Raw genomic sequence first — 19,332 nt, forward strand, 5'->3', positions numbered from 1 at the left:
CCGGCGCACGGGTCCCTACAATCACCAACTTCTCAACACCCAAGGGCGCGCAAGGCGCCCTTTGTATGGAAATAGCAATACTGTTCGCCCTCATCCTTCTCAACGGCCTGTTCGCCATGTCCGAGATCGCACTGGTCACGGCACGCAAGGCCCGGCTGCAGAAGCAGATCGATGAGGGCGATAGCGGCGCAGCCGCTGCGGTGAAACTGGGCGAAGACCCCACCCGATTCCTGTCCACCATCCAGATCGGCATCACGTCGATTGGTGTGCTCAACGGTATCGTGGGCGAGGCCGCATTGGCCGCGCCGCTGGCTGCCTGGCTGGGAACCCTGGGCATGCCGCTGCAGTACGCAGGCTACGCGGCCACGGGCCTCGTGGTGGTGGTGATCACATACTTCTCCATCGTGGTGGGCGAGTTGGTCCCCAAGCGCATCGGCCAGTCGTACCCCGAGACCTTTGCCCGCCTGGTGGCGCGGCCCATCAACTTTCTGGCCATCGCCACCAAGCCCTTCGTGCTGCTCTTGTCCACCTCCACGCGCACGCTGCTGCGCCTGTTGGGCGTGAAGGAAACCAGCGGCAGCCCCGTGACGGAAGAAGAGATCCACGCGATGCTGGTCGAAGGCACGACCGCCGGGGTGATCGAGTCGCACGAGCACACGATGGTGCGCAATGTGTTCCGGCTGGACGACCGCCAGATCGGCTCGCTGATGTTGCCGCGCGGCGACGTGGTGTGCCTCGACGTGGACGCACCGTTTGAAGAAAACCTGGCCCTCATCGAGGAGTCGGACCACGCGCGATTTCCGGTGGTGCGCGGCAGCATGGACAACATCCTGGGTGTGATCAACGCCCGTCAGTGGCTGGCACGCGCACTGCGCGACCGCGGCCAGACCTTGGCCGACCAGACGCTGCAGACCGTGCTGTACGTGCCCGAGACCATCACCGGCATGGAGCTCCTGGACAACTTCCGGCTGCAGGATGTTCACATGGCGTTCGTCATCGACGAGTACGGCGAGGTGCAGGGCATCGTCACGCTGCAGGACCTGATCGAAGCGATCACCGGCGAGTTCCAGCCGCGCGACCCCGAGACCTCGTGGGCGCTGCAGCGCGAGGACGGCAGCTGGCTGCTGGACGGCCACATCCCCGTGCCGGAGCTCAAGGACCGCCTGGAGCTGGACAGCGTGCCTGAAGAAGAACGCGGCCGCTACCACACGCTGAGCGGCATGATCATGCTGCTGACCGGCCGCCTGCCCAAGGTGACCGACACGGTGCAGTGGGAAAACTGGAAGCTGGAAGTGGTGGACATGGATGGCAAGACCATCGACAAGATCCTGGCCACGCGCCTCACGGCCAAAGAACGGGACGAAGCCGAGGGATACGAGCCGGGGGCTTGACGAAGCGCGCTGCGAGTCCTGCAAGACAGGACTCGCGGTATTTACGCGGTGGCGATGCGCATCTTTGCGCCGCCCTTCCGGCCGCGTCTACGAATCCACAAACACCGTCAGCACGCCGGTGTAACCATACAGGTGGTGGTGGGCGATCTCGCCGCCCGCAAAAAAGCCCACCAGCGGCACGTCGCCCAGCGCGTGGCGCACGATCTGCAGCTCGGCACTGGGCCCGCCAAAATGCGGACCGCCGCGGCCTGAGCAGCTCACGTAGATCGCCCCGCAGATGCGCTGCCCGGCCTTGGGCAACTCACCCTGCCGGTCCTTCCCGCTGCGTTCCGCCAGGGCCGCCGGCAGGGTGTCCTGGTCCGCGTCCGACACCACGTGCAGTGGCTCCAGCTCTTCTGGCTCCAGCTCCTCCCGGATTTCGGCGCAGATGCGCATGAGGTCAGCGCGCGCGGCGGCCACGTTGCGCTGGCAGAACGCCAGGTGCATGCCAACCTCCACGCGGTCGGCCAGGGCCACGCCCCGGCGCGAGCCGTCGAGCCCCACGATGTGGCGCACACGCGTGTCGGTGCCAAAGTGGCCAGTGCGGCGCTGGCCCTGGGGTTGCTCGCCCGCGTTGACCAGGCCGGCCAGCGTGGCGCGTACCTTGCGCAGTGCGGGTTGGGGATCGCCCTCCAGCGTCACGTCCAGGGTATCGAGCAGGACATCGAGCGCGGGCTCGCCGTCGAGCTCCAGCACCACGTTCTCTTGCGCAGCGGTGACCGAGCGCAGCGCGCCCACGGGCTGGCAGCCCTGTGTGACACGCGAAACGAGCGCCACGCCCGCGCCAAACGCCACGCCCGACAGGCCGCCATCGAACACACCGGTGGCCGCGCCGTGGCCGGCAATGTTGCCGTTGCCGCCGACGGCAAACTGCACGTTCGCGCTGCGGCTGGCAGTCAGGCCACCAAAGAGGTAGCCCGTGTCGGTGCGCGCCGCCATCTCGTGAATCAGCTCGGCCAGTTCCGGCGTTTGGCCGTCTGCGTGGACGAGTGCGGTGTGCGCCGCAAAACCGCCCGCGACATGCGGCGGGTGCGTGGGCAGGGGCGCGACGCCCGAGAACACGCGGTACTGGTCGGCCGGCACATCGAGCAGCATGACCGACAGCGCAGGCTCGTCGAAATACTCCGCGTTGTTGGCCGACACGCCCACACCCACGGTGCCGCTCCAGTCCGTGACCTCGGGCAGCTCACTGCTCAGGTAATCCAGCAGCGGCTGCGCCTCGTCGGCGTAGTGGTCAGTGATGTACAGCAGGCCCAGCGTGGGCGCAGAGGCATAGCCGGGCAGCGCCATCTGCGCGCGCAACTGGGCCAGCACCAGCGCGGCGGCCATGCGCCACTGTGGATGTGTGGCGTGGCCGGAAGGGAAAGTTTTCATCATGTTCTCTCACGGGCCGAGGCGGGCTGGCGTTGTGCAACACCCGCCACACAGGGGCCCTGTCAGCCCGCGCGTTTGCGCGGGGCGGTTTTCTTGGCGGCCGGCTTGGCGGCTGCTTTAGTGGGGGCCTTGCGCGCAGCGGGCTGCTTGGCGGGCGCGGCCTTTTTGGCTGCGCTGCGGGATGCGGCCGCGCGCTTACCCGCGCCCTGCACGCTCTGCATGCCCTTGGCAGCAAACTGGCTGGCCATGCCTGAGGCCGTCTTGAATGCCTCTTTGGCCAAGCCCGTGGCCATGTTCTTGGTGGTGTCGATGGCGGTCTGCTTGGCCGCATCTTTCATCGCGCTGGTGGCGATCTGCTGAAACTGGCTGGTGAGTGCGCCCCACCACTGCATCGGGTCGACCACATTGGGCGCGGCCGCGGTGGCGCTCTTGCCGGCCTTCGCGCCTTTGGACTTCGGGGTGGGTGCGGGGGCGTCGTCCTCGGCCTCTTCATCGTGGGCTTCGTCCTCCTGCGCTTCGGCGGCACCCCGGCCCGTCACGCGGGCTGCAGCGCTGGACACCGCACCCGCCGCGCCGCTCACGGTGTCGGCGGCTTTTTGCACACCGCTCATCACCGTGTCCGCGGTCTTGAGCTTGAACGCGTTGGCCACATCGCCCATGCTGAAGTTCATGCCCTTGAGCGTGGCCAGCGTCATCTTTTGCACTTCGAGTGCCTGGATGGTGGCGGCGAGCGCGCGCGAATTTTGTTCCAGCCAGAACTGCACGGCCTTGAGTTCGTCGATGCGCTTTTCGAGCTCTTCCACGCTGATGGTGGGTGCCACCCAGTTGGAGAGATTGGGCAGTTGCGGAATGCTGCTCGATGCGCCCTTGGCCAGACTCTGCAAGAAGTCAAAGCCGGGGACCAATTTGCCGAAACCGAAGTTGGATGAGTCGCTCATGGCCGCTCCGCAAAGGGTGGATGTGTGGGTGTCCGAATGGGGTGTACAGCTTACTCCAAGCCCCTTGGGTGCCATCAGTGCATACCCCGTGGTTTGCACTCTGTCACACGCTCGGGCGGTTGCCGCCATGCCAGCGGGTGTTCCAATGGCAGCGCCTTCGCAACCCCCCTCTTCTTCCCGATGACCCGCTACACAAGCCACTGGCTGCAAACTCCGGCCGACCAGAAATCCCCGTCCGCGCGGCCACTGGTGATCCAGATCGCGGTGACCCCGTACGGCTATGACGGAAAGGCGTACTGGCGGCGCCAGGAAGCCCAGGTGGGGGATGCCCAGTTCAAGGTCATTGAAGAACTGGAGCTTCCAGGCGAGCCCGGCGCGCGCGCCATGGTGGACCGCTTTCTGCGATTTCGCGAGGAACAGCGCCAGCATCCGGGCTCCGAAGAGATCTGGGTTCCCGGGCGCTCGATGGTTCTTTTTCCCGGGGATCTGGAGCCGTACCAGCGCAAGACGGACGATGAGTGCCTCATGGACCGGGCCGCGCTCTGCACCGAGTGTGGCGACGAGGCCGGTGCCCTGGCGGCCCTGCAGGCCAGCCTGGGCAGCGCCGACGGGTGGTATTGGAGAACGGTGGCCCGGCGCGCACATGCCAACCGGGCACGCGCGGCGACGGGCGACGGCGCGCGGCAGGACTGGGACAAAGCCGTGGAGCATGCGGCCTTCCTGCTGCACCTGGCACACGACCAGGACCTCTACAGGGTAGAGACCTACTGGTTCGGAGACAGCTTCAACAGTGCTTGCACGATGACAGCGCTGGCGGCCACGACCGCCGCGGAATTCTTTCTCAAGGTCGCCGAACAACCCGAGATGGCGCTGCAGGCTGCACAGATCGGCGACGCCACCCACCACGCGTCGCGCGATCTCCAGGAGCTCAAAGCAGAGGCGCTGCTGCGCCTGGGGCGGCTCCCCGAGGCCTACGAAACCCACCGCAAGCACGGTCTTGGCATGCCCCAGATCGAGGATTCCGAAGGCTACCGTAGCTATGTCTCGGCCCTGGAGGGGGCCGACCAGCAGGCTGAGCGCCAACGTGTGGGCCAGCTGCGTTTTGAATGGATTGACGGCGCGCCGGCATCGCAGGGCGACCTGGACACATTGCAAGAAAAATTCGGCGCGCTGCCCCCGGCCTATGTGCAGTGGATCACCAGCACAACCCACCACACGCTCAAGGTGGTCGACGGTGATGACGAGGAGGTCTACGCGCTGCTGTCAGCGTCCGAGGCACTGCAAAAACACGAGGAGTTCGTGGGGTGGATACATCTGCACGACGACAACGCGCCGGAGTTTGCGCAAGAAATCCATCAGCTGATTCGCGATGCCGGGATCGACCCGCTGCGCATGCTGCCCATCGTGGGCGGGTCGTGGACGCCCGACTGTTTCATGCTGCGCACGGACGGCCCGCACGCGGGCACGGTGTATTTCTGGGGGCATGAAGAGATCCCGACCTTCATACCCATCGTGGCCAGCGTGGACCAGCTCTTTGCGGGGCTGGTTGCGCAAGCCCAGGCCGGGCAGACGTTTGTGCTGTAGACGCAGCAACACGCGCATTGGCAGCACAGCACGGAAATCGACCCGACTGAGTGCCGCTGCGCTTGTCGCCAACTCAGCTCAGCCCCGCTGAGCCCAGTTCAGTGTTTGTGGCCCTGCGCTGCAGCTGCTGCGCCCGGCGCGGCCGTGCCCACGGGCACGCTGAGGTTCAGCTTGCTCTCGGTGCCCTTGGCGTCCTGGAACACCAGGGTGATCGGCACCGAGCTGTCTCTCATCAGCGGCGCCTTCAGGTCGAGCAGCATGACGTGGTAACCACCGGGCTTGAGCTCCACCGTCTTGCCCGCGGGCAGCTCCAGCATAGGGACGGCGCGCATCTTCATGACGTCGCCCTCCATCTTCATCTCGTGCACTTCGGTGACGCCTGCCGCGGGCGATTCGGCACGCACCAGGCGCGTGCTCTCCTGGGCCGTGATGCGCATGAAGGCACCGGTGCCCTTTTGGCCCTGCACGCTCGCGCGGGCCCAGGCGCCGTCGACCTTGACGGGGGCGGTCTGCGCCCAGGCGGTGGCGCCAGCCAGCGCGGCCAGGAGCACGGCGGCCCGGGCTGCGGTGTGAAGCAATGTGGATGTCATGGGTTCTTTCGTTGAAGAGAAGGTTGCGCGCCAGCGCCCAGGGGCGTGGCGCGCCGGTGAATGTCTGTGTTGCGGTCAGTGATTGTGGCCAGCGGCGCTGCCACCCGGAAGAATCTCCAGCGCCGCCGCGGGGGACTTGAGGTCCGACAGCTCCTGGCCGGGCTTGGGTATCTCGGCCCAGTCGCTGCGGCCTTCGGTGCAGACCTGGCGCACGGGCCAGTAGACGGTGCCCGCCTGCTCGGGCGTGGTGGCGACCAGCACGAACTCGTCGTAGTGCGCGCTCTGCAGCATGTCGTCCGGCGTCTTCGCAGTCCAGGTGATGCGCACTACGTCTTCGGTGATGCTGCGGCCGTGGCTGGTGTACGGCTGGGCAAGTTTTTCGCGCTGCACCTCCAGCGCCCAGCCCGGCTTGGGCATGGGCCGCGCGCCGCGGACCCCCGCCGGGATCTCCACCACGATCTGCCGCGTGGGCGCCGCGCCACAGCCGTGGCCCACCTTGAAGCTGGCCTTGTAGCTGCTGGCGGCGGGGGCCACCTGGTATTCGAGCACCACATGGGCAAATGCGGGCATAAATAGGCCGCTAGCGCTTATCCAACAAGCGCTGACAGCTATCTTTTTCATAGTATTGAGGTTCATAGTTCGACCTTTCGTTTCAACGATTCATTGCATTCAAAACTGGCGCGGCCCAAGGCCAGCGCCACCGCGGAACCGGCTTTGCCGGGCCGCTGTAGGCGTTCGTCTCGGGGGATGCGGCAAAGCCGCTCAGGGGGCTATCTTTAGCTCTGCCATATAGGTGCGCTGCGGATACGGGTGGAAGTTCCAGTACCGGTAGTTGTTGAGGTTGTCGATGCCCACGGCCACGCTGACTTGTTTGCTGGCCTGGTAGCGCACGCGCACGTCGGTGGTGAAGTAGCGGCTCGTGCCCTGGTAGGCAAAACCGTTGGTGTCGGTGTTGTCCAGCGTGCCGTACTGCTTGCCGCTGTAGCGCGCCCCCAGGGTGTACGACCAGATAGCGTCGGGCCGGTAGGTGGCCACCGCGCTGGCGCGCCACGCGGGGATGCGCGGCTGCCACTTGCCCACGCTGGCAGGGAACTTGTCGTTCTTGGTGATCTTGGAATCGGTCCAGGTCAGGCTGCTGCCGATGTCGAGCCCGCGCACGAAGACGTTGGCGGCTTGGTAGGACACCTCCAGGCCCTTGGTACGGATGGCGTCCACGTTCTGGACATTGGTCACGTTGGGGGTGACGAGCACGTTGGTCTGCGAGTACAGCGCGTCGCGCGTGCGCTCGAAGAAGGCGGTGAGTCGCAGCAGGCCGTCGCCGTCCCAGCCGGCCAGATCGCGCTCGGCGGTCAGCTCGGTGGTCCAGGATTTTTCGGGCTTGAGGTTCGGGTCGTTGTTGACCAGCACCCCGCTGCCGCTGATGCCGCCCTGGTAGAGCTCGGACACGGTGGGCAAGCGCACCGCGCGGCCGGTGGAGGCCTTGAGCACCCACTGCTCGCCGGCCTGGTAGGCGACGGCGGCCTTGGGCGAGAGGTAGTTCTCGCTGCGCTCGGGGTGGCCCAGCACCGTGCTCGCATTGGCCGTCTGCCCGTGGCTGGCGCTCCAGCGCTCGGCGCGCGCGCCCAACACGGCCTTCCACCTCGGCGCGATCTTCCAGGTGTCTTGCGCCCACAGGCCGGTCAGTTCGGTGTCGCCTTGGAACGCCTGGTTGCGCGCCCCTACGCTGCCGCTGATCCAGTTCGTGGTGGCGTTCTCGATGCTGCGCAACTGGTAGCTGTCGCGCTGCAGGCCAAAGTCCACGATGTGCGTGCCCTGCAGCCCATCGGGCCGCCAGGTGCCCTTGGCGGCCAGCGTGGTCCAGCCCGTGCCCTTGCCGTTGACGATGCGGCCGGCGCCGCCATTCAGTGCGGCGGGCAGGGCCACGGTGGCGGCGCGCAGCGTGTCCTGGTGGTAGTCGTAGCGGCTGGCTGCGACCTCCCAGTCGAACACGCCTTTGGTGTGGCTCTTGACCGAAAGACCATGCATGAAGTGGGTGAGCTCTTCGTTGGACACATTGAAGTCGGTCGGCATGAGCATGAACGAGCGGCCGTTGATGTTCACGCTGCCGCTGTAGACCGCATTGCCGCCCGCATCGCGCAGGTAACTGGTGGGCCGCCCCTCAGACTCGTTGTGCCACCAGCCAAAGGTGTAGGCCGCACGCACGGTGGGTGAGAAGTCGTAGGCGAACTTGGCCTTGATGTGGTCTTGCTGCGTGCGGTACTGCGTGGCGGTGCCCAGCAGGTACCACGGCTGGTTGCTGCGGTTGCTGCCCGCCACCGCGCCGGTGACCGGCGTGCCCGTGTTGCCCGGCGTGCCGGCAGCGACCAAGCGCGTGGGGAAGGTGAGCGGCTGGCCTTCGCTGTCGGTCTTGCTGAAGTTGAGGAACCACGACCAGTCGCCATTCTTGTTGCCCACCGAGGCGCTGGCCTGTTTGCCGCCGTAGCTGGCACTGGTGCTGTACAGGTCGAACGGCTGGTGCTGCACGCTGACCTTGCCGTGCGCTTCGAACTGCGTGGGCATGCGGGTGACGTAGTCCACCACCGCGCCCACCGAGTTACCCGCATATGCGGCCGAGAACGGGCCGTAGAGCACGTCCACCCGCTCGATCTCTTCGGGCGTGACCAGCATCCAGCGCGGCGCGTTGGTGGGGCCGTTGCCCAGATAGTTGCTGAGCAAAATGCCGTCGGCAAACACCATCGACCGCGCCGGGTTGCCCGTGCCCGAGGCGCGCGTGGACAGCACCGCGTGGTTGTAGTCGCCGATGTAGCGCTTGCGCACCAGCAGGCTGGGCAGGTACTTGAGCGCGTCTTCGCTGTCCGTGGCATTGATCGAGTGCTCGATCTGTTCGCGCGTCACGCCTTCGATGGTGGTGGGGATCTGCGTGGGCAGCGAGGTGGGCTGCCCACCGGTGATGGTGACGACGCCTAGCTCTTTGACGGGCACGCCGTCGGTCGTCTGCGCCAGCACGGGCGCGGCCCAGGTGAGGACCAGGGGGAAGGCGCTGGCCACGGCCAGCGCCATGCGGCTTTTGCGCATGGAAACTCCTGAAAAACAAGCCAAATAGGCCGCCAGCGCTTGATGCATAAGCGCCAACAGCTATCAAACAAATAGCATCAGGAGAAAGCAGGCGGCCCGCGCGGCGGCAGCGGCGCGGCGGTGCGCGCAGCAATGTGCGCGGCGGGTATGGGACGCAGGGCGTGCGCCAGGGGGTGGACCACAGGCACCTGGGCCTGCGAGGTGGGAGGCGGCGCACTGACCTGCGCGCACAGGGGACAGTCGAGCGTGTGGCCCGGGGCCTCTTGCACGCCGTCGTCAGTCTTGACCAAAAGCTTGATGGCGCCCGAGCCCGAACAGATCAGCTCCATCGACTGGGGACTGACCAGCGGCGACGCCACCGCCACGCTGATCGACAACACAAACCACGCCAGCACGGAGCGGGCGAGCCAGCGAAGGCTGCGAAGGGTTTGCAGGGAAGTCAGCATGAAGGTGCGATTGTAGGTGGGGGCACCGTTGAAGCCTTGATCAGGGTCATCTGTGCGACGGACGCGGCCCGGGGCCGCGCCTACGATGCGCAAAGGCGCCGGCCTTGGCACTGCCTTCCGCGCCCCCACCACAACCACAACGACGGAGACTTCCACCATGCTCACGCTCTGCGGCTTTTCGGCCAGCAACTACTACAACAAGGTCAAGCTCGCCCTGCTCGAAAAGGGCCTGCCGTTCACCGAGGAACTGGCCTGGGTCGGCGAAACCGACCGCAGCGCCTCGCCCTTGGGCAAGGTGCCCTACTTACGCACGCCCCAGGGCCCGCTGTGCGAATCAGCCGTGATCGCCGACTACATCGAAGCCATCCATCCGCAGCCCGCGCTGCTGCCGGCGGACCCGTACCAGGCCGCCAAGGTGCGCGAGCTCATCACGTTTTTGGAACTGCACCTGGAGCTGGTGGCGCGCAATCTGTACCCGCAGGCGTTTTTTGGCGGCACCGTGAGCGAGGCCGCCCGCGAAAAGGTGGGCGCGCAGCTGGAGAAGAACATCGCCGCCTTCGGCCAGCTGGCAAAGTTCAGCCCCTATGTGGGCGGGGACACCTTCACCATCGCCGACTGCGCGGCCATCGTGCACCTGCCGCTCGTGAGTTCGGCCACCAAGATCGTCTACGGCCGCGACTACCTGGCTGGCCTGCCGGTGCGCGAGTACCTCACCCGCATGGCCGAGCGCCCGCACGTGCAGCGCGTGAATGCGGACCGCAAGACGAATACGGCGGAAATGATGGCGAGGACGAAGTAGCCGCTGCCCCGGGGCCGCCGCGCGTTTGCGCCGCACCAGGCGCCAACCGGCCGGCTGGCAGAGGAACCCTTGCACGGCGGTGGAGGCGGCTTTGCTGCAGCGCCGGTTTTACATGCTGCGCGCGGCGGGTGACGGCAGCGCGAAACAGCTCCTGCATGGATGGCTGTACGGAACGGCTTCTGCGCTCTTATCGCTCCACAGGGCGCTGAACCGCCCTTGGCGGCGCCGTGCAGCGTGCAGTGCGCAACAGGCAGCCCTTGTTTGCAAGGCGCGCAACGATATCCCGAGTGCGCCCAAGCCCCTGGATCACTTCCGCAGCCCGTTTGCCGCTGCTATCCTGCCCGGCATGCGCAGCCTCTTTCACCTCGCCTTTCACGTCACCGACCTCAACGCCGCGCGCCGCTTCTACGGCGGCGTGCTGGGCTGCCAGGAAGGCCGAAGCACCGACACCTGGGTGGACTTCGATTTCTTCGGCCACCAGATCTCGTTGCATCTCGGTGAGCCATTTGCCAGCGCCCGCACCGGCCAGGTAGGCGATCACATGGTGCCCATGCCGCACTTCGGCGCCATCCTCGAGTTGCCCGACTGGCACGCACTGGCCGCGCGCCTCAAAGCGGCAAACACAGCCTTTGTGCTGGAGCCGCAGGTCCGTTTTGAAGGCCAGCCCGGCGAGCAATGGACCATGTTTTTCCACGACCCGAGCGGGAACCCGATCGAGATCAAGGGCTTCCGGTCACTGGATGCGGTGTACGCAGCGTGAGCTACACGTTCGCTTCGGCGACCATCCTGCTGTTGCTGATCACCGATCCGCTGGGCAACATCCCCATTTTTGCCAACGCCCTGCGCGGCGTCGCCCCCGAGCGCCGGGCGCGGGTGATCCTGCGCGAGGTACTCATCGCGTTCGCGCTGCTGCTGGTGTTCCTGTTTTTTGGCGCGCAGTTTCTCAAGGTCATGAACCTGAGCGATCTGTCGCTGCAGATCGCGGGCGCGGTTGTGCTGTTCCTGATTGCGCTCAGAATGATCTTTCCGCAGGAAGCCGGCCCGCAAACCGAGCTGCCCGGCGAGCCGTTGATCGTTCCGCTGGCCATCCCCGCGCTTGCGGGATCGTCGGCCTTGGCCACCGTCATGCTGCTCGTTGCGCAGGCGCCCGAGCGGCGGCTGGAGTGGGTGGCCGCACTGTGCGTGACGATGGCCGTGTGCGCCGTGGTGCTGCTGCTGGCCGAGCGCATTCAGCGCCTGGTGGGCGAACGCGTGGTCATGGCGTTTGAGCGCCTCATGGGGCTGATCCTGGTGGCCATCTCGGTGGAGATGCTCATCCGCGGCATCAAGCAGCTGGCGCAGCAGTTGTAGTGCGGTCCGCGTGGCGGATGTGCTCGCCCGCGCCGTCGGGCAACACTGCTGGGTTCTTGAAGGTTCTCGCACCCGGCACGGCGTACGGCCTCCACGACATCAAGCAGCGTTTGATGTGCCAGCGCCTCGCTCTCACGCTGCGCCAGCAGCCGGCAACCCGGCAGCGCGCCGAAGTGCCTGCGGCTTAGCGGCGTTGCAGCAGCGGGATCGTCCCGAGCGCGAACACTGAGTTGGGCACGCCTACCCGCGCCATCAGCGGGCGGGGCTTGGTGCTCAGCTTGGGCCGTGCGGCTGCGGCAGGCGCCGCGTCTTCCACTACGCCGCCCTGCTCAATCTGCTGCGCCACCAGGTCTTGCAGGGTCACTGACTGCAGATAGTCCATGACGCGTGCGTTGAAGGTGGACCACAGGTCGCCGGTCATCGACTTGACCTGGGCCGCCTGGCTGGCGCCCAGGTTCTGCAGCTCGTCGGCCTTGAGGTTTTCGACCGCCAAGATGATCTCGGCCACAGACACCTGATCCGCCCGCCGGGCCAGCGTATAGCCGCCGCCGGGGCCGCGCGTGCTGTCCACCAGCCCGGCACGGCGCAAGGCACTGAACAGCTGCTCCAGGTAGGACAGCGAGGTGCCCTGGCGCGCGCTGATCGTCGACAACGCCACGGGACGCATTTTCTGGCGCAGTGCGAGGTCGGTCATCGCCGATACGGCGAGTTGTCCTCGGGTGGTGATTCGCATGTGGCTACTCCTTGTGAACACGACAATTTCCAGACCGGGCGCTCGCCGCGGAATGGGGCCAAGAGTTCAATGTAGAGACTTTGACACTTCGCGTATATTCGTTTAATCAACGCAAACAATGCGTCTTTCTCGAAGTATGGGGCCGGCATGAACTTCAAGCACCTGCGTTATTTCTGGACAGTGGCCAAGGCAGGCGGCGTGATGCGCGCTGGCGAGCAGCTGCACACCACGCCGCAAACCCTGTCGGGGCAGATCAAGCAACTCGAAGAATGGCTGGGGCACGACCTGTTCCGCAAGCGCGGGCGGGGCCTGGAGCTGACCAGCGAAGGGCGCGTGGCGCTCGGCTACGCGGAGCAGATTTTTGCGCTGGGCGATGAGTTGGAGAAGTCTGTGCGCCTGTCGCGCGGGCAGGCCAAGCCGCTGGAGTTTCGGGTGGGCGTGGCTGACTCCATTGCCAAGTCGGTGGCGTACCACCTGCTGGAGCCGGCGCTGGGCATGCCGCAGCAGGTGCACATGACCTGCCAGGAGGGCAAGTTCCCGGAACTTATCGCGCAGCTGAGCCTGCACAAGCTCGACCTGGTGCTGGCCGATGAGCCGGTGTCCAAGAAGATTGGCGTCAAGGCATTCAACCACCCGCTTGGCACGAGCGGCATGAGCTTCCTGTGCGCCCCGCGGCTGCGGGCGGAATTGAACGGGGATTTTCCTCAATGCCTGCAGGGCGCACCGATGTTGATCCAGGGGCCCATGTCGTCCGTGCGGCAACAGCTGGACCACTGGCTCAGCAAATACCAGCTGCAGCCACGGGTGGTGGGAGAGTTTGACGACAGCGCACTGATGAACGCCTTCGGCCGCGAGGGCCGGGGGGTGTTCACGTCGCCGAGCGTACTGGACGACGAAACTACCGCGCAGTTTGGCGTCGAAGTGATTGGACGATCCAGCGAACTGGTGGAAGAGTTCTTCGCCATTTCGGTAGAACGACGCATCACGCACCCTTGCGTGGTGGCCATCACCAAGGCGGCAAAGGCGGATCTGTTTGGAAAGTAGCGCGGCGCAATAACACTTGGGGCGAGGGAATGGTCGCGCGGTTGAAGCTGCCGCGGTAATGTGAGGGCGGGAGTTGCGGGCGTCTGCCTGACTCATCGAGGCCCAGGCACGCTGTTTTCACCCGTTCGGCCTGCGGCTATGGTCCCGCCCTGGTCTTTGGCCATTTGACCCCATCGGCCAATGAACAGCGCAACAGCGCCAGGCTCCAACCTCGCGACCTCGCCTGTGCGCAGGACGGCCATTGCGCACGACAGACCAACGGCCGAGGATGGGGCAAGCGCTCGAACCCTTATGCTCCCGAACGGCCCGGCCCATTCCACCCTTCACCGCAGCCCGATTACCAAGGTGCTGGCACCCAGGTAGAGACCTGATTTATCAACACACCGCGCAATCGGCAAGCCACAAACAAAAACGCCCACATTGCTGTGGGCGTTTTGTGTTGACAGACTGAGTCAGCCAAATTTTGGTTGCGCGAGAAGGATTTGAACCTCCGACCTTTGGGTTATGAGCCCAACGAGCTACCAGACTGCTCCATCGCGCGGTAAGAAATAAATTATACCCTATTATTCAGCTGCTGCCGAATTATTTTCGGTTTCTGCAGCGCGGTCGACCAGTTCGACCAGGGCCATGGGCGCATTGTCGCCCACACGGAAACCCATCTTCAGGATGCGGGTGTAGCCACCGGGACGCGCATTGAAGCGGGGGCCCAGGTCGTTGAACAGCTTGGTGACGCTGTCACGGTCGCGCAGGCGGTTGAAAGCCAGGCGGCGGTTGGCGACGGTGTCGACCTTGGCCAGGGTGATCATGGGCTCGATCACGCGGCGCAGTTCCTTGGCCTTGGGGACCGTGGTCTTGATGACTTCGTGCTCGATAATCGAGTTCATCATGTTCTGCAGCATCGCAAGGCGGTGCGAGCTGGTGCGATTGAGTTTGCGGAGGCCGTGTCCGTGGCGCATGGTGCTTTCCTTCTACTGTCTATGTAATTAAATCGGGCAGCCGTGTCAGGTACTGCTCGAGGCACTGTTCCCCATCACAAGGAACAAAAAATCCCCCTTGCGGAGGACTTGAAACCGGGCGCCCCTTTCGGGGAACCCAGAATTATAGCGGTTGTTTAACGCTTGTCCAGGCCAGCGGGTGGCCAGTTCTCAAGCTTCATACCCAGCGTGAGGCCACGCGAGGCCAGCACTTCCTTGATTTCGTTGAGCGACTTGCGACCCAGGTTAGGCGTCTTGAGCAACTCGTTCTCGGTGCGCTGGATCAGGTCACCGATGTAGTAAATGTTCTCGGCCTTCAGGCAGTTGGCCGAACGCACGGTCAGCTCCAGCTCGTCCACAGGACGCAGCAGGATCGGATCGAACGTCGCATTGCCGCGTGGGCCTGCAGGTGCGTCGAACGCAGCCAGCTCGCCGCCTTCCAGCTGTGCAAACACAGCCAGCTGTTCCACCAGGATCTTGGCCGATGCACGCACTGCGTCTTCAGCAGTGATCGCACCATTGGTTTCGATCTCGACAACCAGCTTGTCCAGGTCCGTACGCTGCTCCACGCGGGCGCTTTCCACGGTGTAGCTCACGCGCTTCACGGGGGAGAACGACGCATCCAGCACGATGCGGCCAATCGACTTGGTCGATTCGTCGGCATAGCGGCGCAGGCTGCCGGGAACATAGCCACGGCCCTTTTCCACCTTGATCTGCATGTCCAGCTTGCCGCCAGCCGACAGGTTGGCGATCACATGATCAGGGTTCACGATTTCGACGTCGTGAGGGGTCTGGATATCACGCGCCGTGACCACGCCTTCGCCATCTTTGCGCAGGCTCAGGGTAACTTCATCGCGGTTGTGCAGTTTGAACACTACGCCCTTGAGGTTCAGCAGGATGTTGACCACATCTTCTTGAACGCCATCAATGGACGAATATTCGTGCAGGACGCCTGCAATGGTGACTTCCGTCGCTGCGTAACCCACCATGGACGAGAGCAGGACGCGCCGGATGGCGTTGCCCAGCGTATGGCCGTAGCCACGCTCGAACGGCTCCAGTGCGACCTTGGCACGATTGTGGCCAAGCTGCTCGACATTGATCGCCTTGGGTTTCAGCAAATTGGTTTGCATTCAGACTTCCTCTCAATACCCCCAGCTCGTTACACCGGTAAGGCTGGTGAAGCGCCTAAACCGCGATGCCTCGCGGTTTAGGTACGATTTTCTCGAATGTGATTCGAACTAGCGATTAGCGCGAGTACAACTCAACGATCAGCGATTCGTTGATGTCAGCGCCGAATTCGTCACGGTCAGGCACCTTCTTGAACACGCCTTCTGCCTTGTCGGCATTGACGTCGACCCAAGCAGGCATGCCGACCTGGGCAGCCAGTTGCAGCGCTTCGACGATGCGGTTTTGCTTCTTCGACTTTTCGCGCACGGACACGACATCACCGACCTTGACCAGGTACGAGGGGATGTTGACCGATTGGCCGTTCACGGTGATCGCCTTGTGCGACACCAGCTGGCGGGCTTCTGCACGCGTAGAGCCGAAGCCCATGCGGTACACGACGTTGTCCAAACGCGATTCCAGCAGGGACAGCAGATTGGCGCCGGTGTTGCCCTTCTTGCTGTCAGCGGCCTCGAAATAGCGGCGGAACTGCTTTTCCAGAATGCCGTACATGCGCTTGACCTTCTGCTTTTCGCGCAGCTGCAGGCCGTAGTCGGACGTGCGGGCACCGGAGGTGCGGCCGTGCTGACCAGGCTTGGAGTCGAACTTGCACTTGTCCGCAATGGAGCGGCGTGCGCTCTTGAGGAACAGGTCAGTGCCTTCACGGCGGGAGAGTTTGGCCTTGGGGCCTAGGTAACGTGCCACTTGAGCTTCCTTTGTGTCATCTACCGCAAACAATTGCGGGAGCCGCCTGAGGCGCTTGCGCGTTCACAGGCGGCGGTGGGCTTACAGAGATTAGATACGACGACGCTTTTGAGGGCGGCAGCCGTTGTGCGGGACCGGCGTCACGTCGGAAATCGACGTGATGCGGATGCCCAGTGCGCCCAGAGCGCGCACCGACGACTCACGACCAGGGCCGGGGCCCTTGATCTCGACGTCGAGGTTCTTGATGCCTTGGTCAATGGCGGCGCGGCCAGCCACTTCCGATGCCACTTGGGCTGCGAAAGGAGTGGATTTGCGCGAGCCCTTGAAGCCCTGGCCACCGGACGATGCCCACGACAGAGCATTGCCCTGACGGTCGGTGATCGTGATGATGGTGTTGTTGAACGAGGCGTGCACGTGAGCAATACCGTCGGAAACGTTTTTCCGGACCTTCTTGCGGACGCGCTGGGCTGCGTTATTGGCAGGAGACTTAGCCATGATGATCTTTCAATCTCTTTATTTCTTCAGTGCAGCAGCACCCTTGCGCGGACCCTTGCGGGTGCGGGCATTGGTACGGGTGCGCTGACCACGCATTGGCAGACCGCGGCGATGGCGGAAGCCACGATAGCAGCCGATGTCCATCAAGCGCTTGATGTTCATCGTGGTTTCGCGGCGCAGATCACCCTCAATGGTGAACTGCTCAATTTGCTCGCGAATTTTTTCCAGATCGCTGTCCGTCAGATCTTTGATCTTCTTGGAGTAAGCGATACCGGTTGCTTCACAAATTTTGCGAGCCCGAGTGCGACCAATGCCAAAAATGGCGGTCAAACCGATTTCCGCGTGCTTGTGGGGCGGAATGTTAATGCCAGCGATACGTGCCATATGCGTCCTCTAATACTTTCCAATCAACCCTGGCGCTGCTTGTGACGCAGATCCGTGCAGATCACGCGCACCACACCCTTGCGGCGGATGATCTTGCAGTTGCGGCAGATTTTTTTGACCGAAGCCGAAACTCTCATTGCATTCTCCTAAAACTTTTCCATCCGTCCCGGCTGCTTTGCACGGAACACAATTTGTGCCCGCAAATTCGTGGGGCGTCGACTAAACCGATATCCAGCTTGCAGGCAGTACATCGCTGAGCGATCTCTGCCTTCCCGATCCTCAACCGCCCGCATTTCCTTTGAAATTGGCTTTTTTGAGCAGCGATTCATATTGCTGCGACATCATGTAGTTCTGCACCTGGGCCATGAAGTCCATGGTCACCACCACGATGATCAGCAGCGACGTTCCGCCAAAATAGAACGGTACGTTGTACTTCAAGATCAGGAACTCTGGCAGCAGGCACACGAAGGTGATGTACACCGCTCCGGCCAACGTGAGACGAACCAAAATCTTGTCAATGTAGCGGGCAGTCTGTTCACCTGGGCGGATGCCTGGAATGAACGCACCACTCTTCTTCAAGTTGTCTGCAGTCTCGCGGCTGTTGAACACCAACGCCGTGTAGAAGAAACAGAAGAAGATGATGGCTGCAGCGTAGAACATGACATAGATGGGCTGACCAGGGGTCAGCGCACCAGAAATATCCTTCAACCAGCGCATCGACTCACCAGCACTGAACCAGTTCACCACCGTTGCAGGCAACAGGATGATCGACGAAGCAAAGATCGGAGGAATCACACCGGCCATGTTCAGCTTCAGGGGCAGATGCGACGATTGACCGCCATACACCTTGTTCCCGACCTGTCGGCGAGCATAGTTCACCAAAATCTTGCGCTGTCCACGTTCCACAAACACGACGAAGTAAGTCACCAGACCCACAACGACAACGATGAAGATCGCAGCCAGGATGCTCATAGCACCCGTACGAACCAGTTCCAGTAGACCACCAATGGAACTGGGCAGCCCTGCGGCGATACCGGCAAAGATCAGGATCGAGATCCCGTTGCCAAGGCCACGCTCGGTAATCTGCTCACCCAGCCACATCAGGAACATCGTTCCGGCTGTCAGGCTGACGACCGCTGTCATGCGGAAGCCAAAGCCAGGGCTCAACACCAGACCTGCGGAGCTTTCCAGCGCCACTGCAATGCCCAGCGATTGGAACAAGGCCAAAGCCAAGGTCCCATAACGCGTGTACTGCGTGATCTTGCGACGGCCAGCTTCGCCTTCCTTCTTCAACTGCTCAAAGGTTGGCACCACGTAGGTCATCAGTTGCATGATGATCGACGCCGAGATATACGGCATGATCCCCAGCGCGAACACCGTGAAACGCGACAGCGCGCCACCCGAGAACATGTTGAACAGGTTCAGGATGCCGCCCTGCTGACCACTGAACAGCTGCTGAAGCTGGGCTGGATCGATACCTGGCACAGGGATGTGAGCCCCGATGCGGTACACGACAAGCGCCATCAACAGGAAAACCAGACGACGACGCAGGTCACCGAACTTGCCGGTCTTTGCGATTTGAGCCGTGCTAGTAGCCACAGATGCCTTCTTTCGGAGTCACTCAGGCGACGCTGCCGCCGGCAGCTTCGATGGCCGCCTTGGCACCAGCCGTGGCGCCAACGCCATTGAGCTTGACAGCCTTCGTGAGCGAGCCGCTCTTGATGACCTTGACCACCTTGGCCAGCTCGCCAATCAGGCCAGCTTGCTTCAGGGCCAGCACGTCCACTTCGGCCAGGCCGAGTTGGTCGAGCGCCGTCAGCGTGACTTCTGCATTGAACTTGAGCAAGTGCGACTTGAAACCGCGCTTGGGCAAGCGGCGTTGCAGAGGCATTTGACCGCCTTCGAAGCCGACCTTGTGGTAGCCGCCGGAGCGAGACTTCTGACCCTTGTGACCACGGCCAGCGGTCTTGCCCAGGCCGGAGCCGATACCACGGCCTACACGGCGCTTGGCATGCTTGGCGCCGGCTGCGGGCTTGATGCTATTGAGTTCCATGATCTATCTCTCAGAGGACTTTGACCAGATAGCTGATCTTGTTAATCATGCCGCGCACTTCGGGCGTGTCCTGCAGTTCGCTCACGCTGTTGAGCTTGCGCAGACCCAGGCCACGGACGGTAGCGCGGTGCGATTCCTTGGTGCCAATAGGGCTGCGCACCAGTTGAATCTTGACGGTTTGTTGCGTAGTCATT

The 19,332-nt window shown here is 63.6% G+C and carries 22 protein-coding genes and 1 tRNA gene; 6 read left to right on the forward strand and 17 right to left on the reverse strand.

The features are described from left to right. Nucleotides 1–65: 65 nt before the first annotated feature. Nucleotides 66–1,391 (forward strand): hemolysin family protein, encoded by a 1,326-nt coding sequence (locus ACSQ3Q_RS22105; RefSeq protein WP_436136468.1) that lies wholly within the window; start codon nucleotides 66–68, stop codon nucleotides 1,389–1,391. Between the two features lie 87 nt (nucleotides 1,392–1,478). Here the strand turns inward: ACSQ3Q_RS22105 and ACSQ3Q_RS22110 are convergent, their stop codons facing one another. After that, complete coding sequence (locus ACSQ3Q_RS22110) at nucleotides 1,479–2,804, reverse strand: FIST signal transduction protein (RefSeq protein WP_436136469.1); 1,326 nt, start codon at nucleotides 2,802–2,804, stop codon at nucleotides 1,479–1,481. A 62-nt stretch (nucleotides 2,805–2,866) separates the two neighbouring features. Further along, entirely contained in the window at nucleotides 2,867–3,742 is an 876-nt protein-coding gene (locus tag ACSQ3Q_RS22115) for a PhaM family polyhydroxyalkanoate granule multifunctional regulatory protein (protein ID WP_436136470.1), read from the reverse strand. 180 nt (nucleotides 3,743–3,922) lie between these two features. Here ACSQ3Q_RS22115 and ACSQ3Q_RS22120 point away from each other — a divergent pair, with 180 nt between their 5' ends. After that, nucleotides 3,923–5,326, forward strand: coding sequence for an SMI1/KNR4 family protein (locus ACSQ3Q_RS22120; protein ID WP_436136471.1), 1,404 nt, complete (start codon nucleotides 3,923–3,925; stop codon nucleotides 5,324–5,326). A gap of 98 nt (nucleotides 5,327–5,424) precedes the next feature. Here the strand turns inward: ACSQ3Q_RS22120 and ACSQ3Q_RS22125 are convergent, their stop codons facing one another. From ACSQ3Q_RS22125 to ACSQ3Q_RS22140, 4 genes are all read right to left on the reverse strand, one after another. Continuing rightward, on the reverse strand, nucleotides 5,425–5,916 hold the full coding sequence (locus tag ACSQ3Q_RS22125) for a copper chaperone PCu(A)C (protein WP_436136472.1): 492 nt from the start codon (nucleotides 5,914–5,916) through the stop codon (nucleotides 5,425–5,427). 75 nt (nucleotides 5,917–5,991) lie between these two features. Continuing rightward, nucleotides 5,992–6,486 carry a YcnI family copper-binding membrane protein gene (locus ACSQ3Q_RS22130; RefSeq protein WP_436136473.1) on the reverse strand — a complete coding sequence of 165 codons (495 nt, stop codon included), beginning with the start codon at nucleotides 6,484–6,486 and terminating at the stop codon, nucleotides 5,992–5,994. Between the two features lie 192 nt (nucleotides 6,487–6,678). Beyond that, the gene (locus tag ACSQ3Q_RS22135; protein ID WP_436136474.1) at nucleotides 6,679–8,991 is read right to left on the reverse strand and encodes a TonB-dependent receptor; all 2,313 of its coding nucleotides are present in this window, start codon (nucleotides 8,989–8,991) and stop codon (nucleotides 6,679–6,681) included. A 77-nt stretch (nucleotides 8,992–9,068) separates the two neighbouring features. Next, nucleotides 9,069–9,437, reverse strand: coding sequence for a DUF2946 family protein (locus ACSQ3Q_RS22140; RefSeq protein ID WP_436136475.1), 369 nt, complete (start codon nucleotides 9,435–9,437; stop codon nucleotides 9,069–9,071). Between the two features lie 157 nt (nucleotides 9,438–9,594). Between ACSQ3Q_RS22140 and ACSQ3Q_RS22145 the strand changes: the two genes are divergently transcribed. The 3 genes from ACSQ3Q_RS22145 (at nucleotide 9,595) to ACSQ3Q_RS22155 (ending at nucleotide 11,586) form a co-directional block, all read left to right on the forward strand. Beyond that, nucleotides 9,595–10,236, forward strand: coding sequence for a glutathione S-transferase (locus ACSQ3Q_RS22145; protein ID WP_436136476.1), 642 nt, complete (start codon nucleotides 9,595–9,597; stop codon nucleotides 10,234–10,236). A gap of 346 nt (nucleotides 10,237–10,582) precedes the next feature. Next, entirely contained in the window at nucleotides 10,583–10,996 is a 414-nt protein-coding gene (locus ACSQ3Q_RS22150; protein WP_436137054.1) for a VOC family protein, read from the forward strand. Further along, a complete protein-coding gene (locus ACSQ3Q_RS22155) occupies nucleotides 10,993–11,586 on the forward strand; it encodes a MarC family protein (RefSeq protein ID WP_436136477.1) in 594 nt (197 codons plus the stop codon). The genes ACSQ3Q_RS22150 and ACSQ3Q_RS22155 overlap by 4 nt, the downstream gene beginning before the upstream one ends. Before the next feature lie 184 nt (nucleotides 11,587–11,770). Here the strand turns inward: ACSQ3Q_RS22155 and ACSQ3Q_RS22160 are convergent, their stop codons facing one another. Beyond that, nucleotides 11,771–12,319, reverse strand: coding sequence for an Rrf2 family transcriptional regulator (locus ACSQ3Q_RS22160; RefSeq protein WP_436136478.1), 549 nt, complete (start codon nucleotides 12,317–12,319; stop codon nucleotides 11,771–11,773). Between the two features lie 147 nt (nucleotides 12,320–12,466). On the opposite strand from ACSQ3Q_RS22160, the gene nhaR reads away from it, so the two are divergent. Continuing rightward, nucleotides 12,467–13,363 (forward strand): transcriptional activator NhaR, encoded by an 897-nt coding sequence (nhaR, locus tag ACSQ3Q_RS22165; RefSeq protein WP_436136479.1) that lies wholly within the window; start codon nucleotides 12,467–12,469, stop codon nucleotides 13,361–13,363. A gap of 464 nt (nucleotides 13,364–13,827) precedes the next feature. On the opposite strand, the gene ACSQ3Q_RS22170 is transcribed toward nhaR, so the two are convergent. The 10 genes from ACSQ3Q_RS22170 to rpmD all read right to left on the reverse strand — a co-directional run bounded on the left by ACSQ3Q_RS22170 (nucleotide 13,828) and on the right by rpmD (nucleotide 19,331). After that, nucleotides 13,828–13,904: transfer RNA gene (locus ACSQ3Q_RS22170), tRNA-Met, on the reverse strand. Between the two features lie 22 nt (nucleotides 13,905–13,926). Further along, the gene (gene rplQ / locus ACSQ3Q_RS22175) at nucleotides 13,927–14,319 is read right to left on the reverse strand and encodes a 50S ribosomal protein L17 (RefSeq protein ID WP_029414313.1); all 393 of its coding nucleotides are present in this window, start codon (nucleotides 14,317–14,319) and stop codon (nucleotides 13,927–13,929) included. 155 nt (nucleotides 14,320–14,474) lie between these two features. Continuing rightward, nucleotides 14,475–15,467: a DNA-directed RNA polymerase subunit alpha gene (locus ACSQ3Q_RS22180; protein WP_008906514.1), complete on the reverse strand. Its 993-nt coding sequence runs from the start codon at nucleotides 15,465–15,467 to the stop codon at nucleotides 14,475–14,477. Between the two features lie 115 nt (nucleotides 15,468–15,582). Continuing rightward, on the reverse strand, nucleotides 15,583–16,206 hold the full coding sequence (rpsD, locus tag ACSQ3Q_RS22185) for a 30S ribosomal protein S4 (RefSeq protein ID WP_436136480.1): 624 nt from the start codon (nucleotides 16,204–16,206) through the stop codon (nucleotides 15,583–15,585). A gap of 90 nt (nucleotides 16,207–16,296) precedes the next feature. Then, nucleotides 16,297–16,701: a 30S ribosomal protein S11 gene (rpsK, locus tag ACSQ3Q_RS22190; RefSeq protein WP_005793662.1), complete on the reverse strand. Its 405-nt coding sequence runs from the start codon at nucleotides 16,699–16,701 to the stop codon at nucleotides 16,297–16,299. A gap of 18 nt (nucleotides 16,702–16,719) precedes the next feature. Further along, on the reverse strand, nucleotides 16,720–17,085 hold the full coding sequence (gene rpsM / locus ACSQ3Q_RS22195; RefSeq protein WP_060987448.1) for a 30S ribosomal protein S13: 366 nt from the start codon (nucleotides 17,083–17,085) through the stop codon (nucleotides 16,720–16,722). 23 nt (nucleotides 17,086–17,108) lie between these two features. Then, nucleotides 17,109–17,222, reverse strand: coding sequence for a 50S ribosomal protein L36 (gene rpmJ, locus ACSQ3Q_RS22200; protein WP_005793651.1), 114 nt, complete (start codon nucleotides 17,220–17,222; stop codon nucleotides 17,109–17,111). A 142-nt stretch (nucleotides 17,223–17,364) separates the two neighbouring features. Continuing rightward, the gene (gene secY / locus ACSQ3Q_RS22205) at nucleotides 17,365–18,684 is read right to left on the reverse strand and encodes a preprotein translocase subunit SecY (protein WP_436136481.1); all 1,320 of its coding nucleotides are present in this window, start codon (nucleotides 18,682–18,684) and stop codon (nucleotides 17,365–17,367) included. Between the two features lie 22 nt (nucleotides 18,685–18,706). Continuing rightward, nucleotides 18,707–19,138: a 50S ribosomal protein L15 gene (rplO, locus tag ACSQ3Q_RS22210; RefSeq protein WP_436136482.1), complete on the reverse strand. Its 432-nt coding sequence runs from the start codon at nucleotides 19,136–19,138 to the stop codon at nucleotides 18,707–18,709. A 10-nt stretch (nucleotides 19,139–19,148) separates the two neighbouring features. Continuing rightward, complete coding sequence (gene rpmD / locus ACSQ3Q_RS22215; RefSeq protein ID WP_100133813.1) at nucleotides 19,149–19,331, reverse strand: 50S ribosomal protein L30; 183 nt, start codon at nucleotides 19,329–19,331, stop codon at nucleotides 19,149–19,151. Nucleotide 19,332 lies beyond the last annotated feature (1 nt).

This window comes from Acidovorax sp. LjRoot129 (assembly GCF_964253765.1).
In the GTDB taxonomy this organism is placed as follows: Bacteria; Pseudomonadota; Gammaproteobacteria; order Burkholderiales; family Burkholderiaceae_C; genus Acidovorax.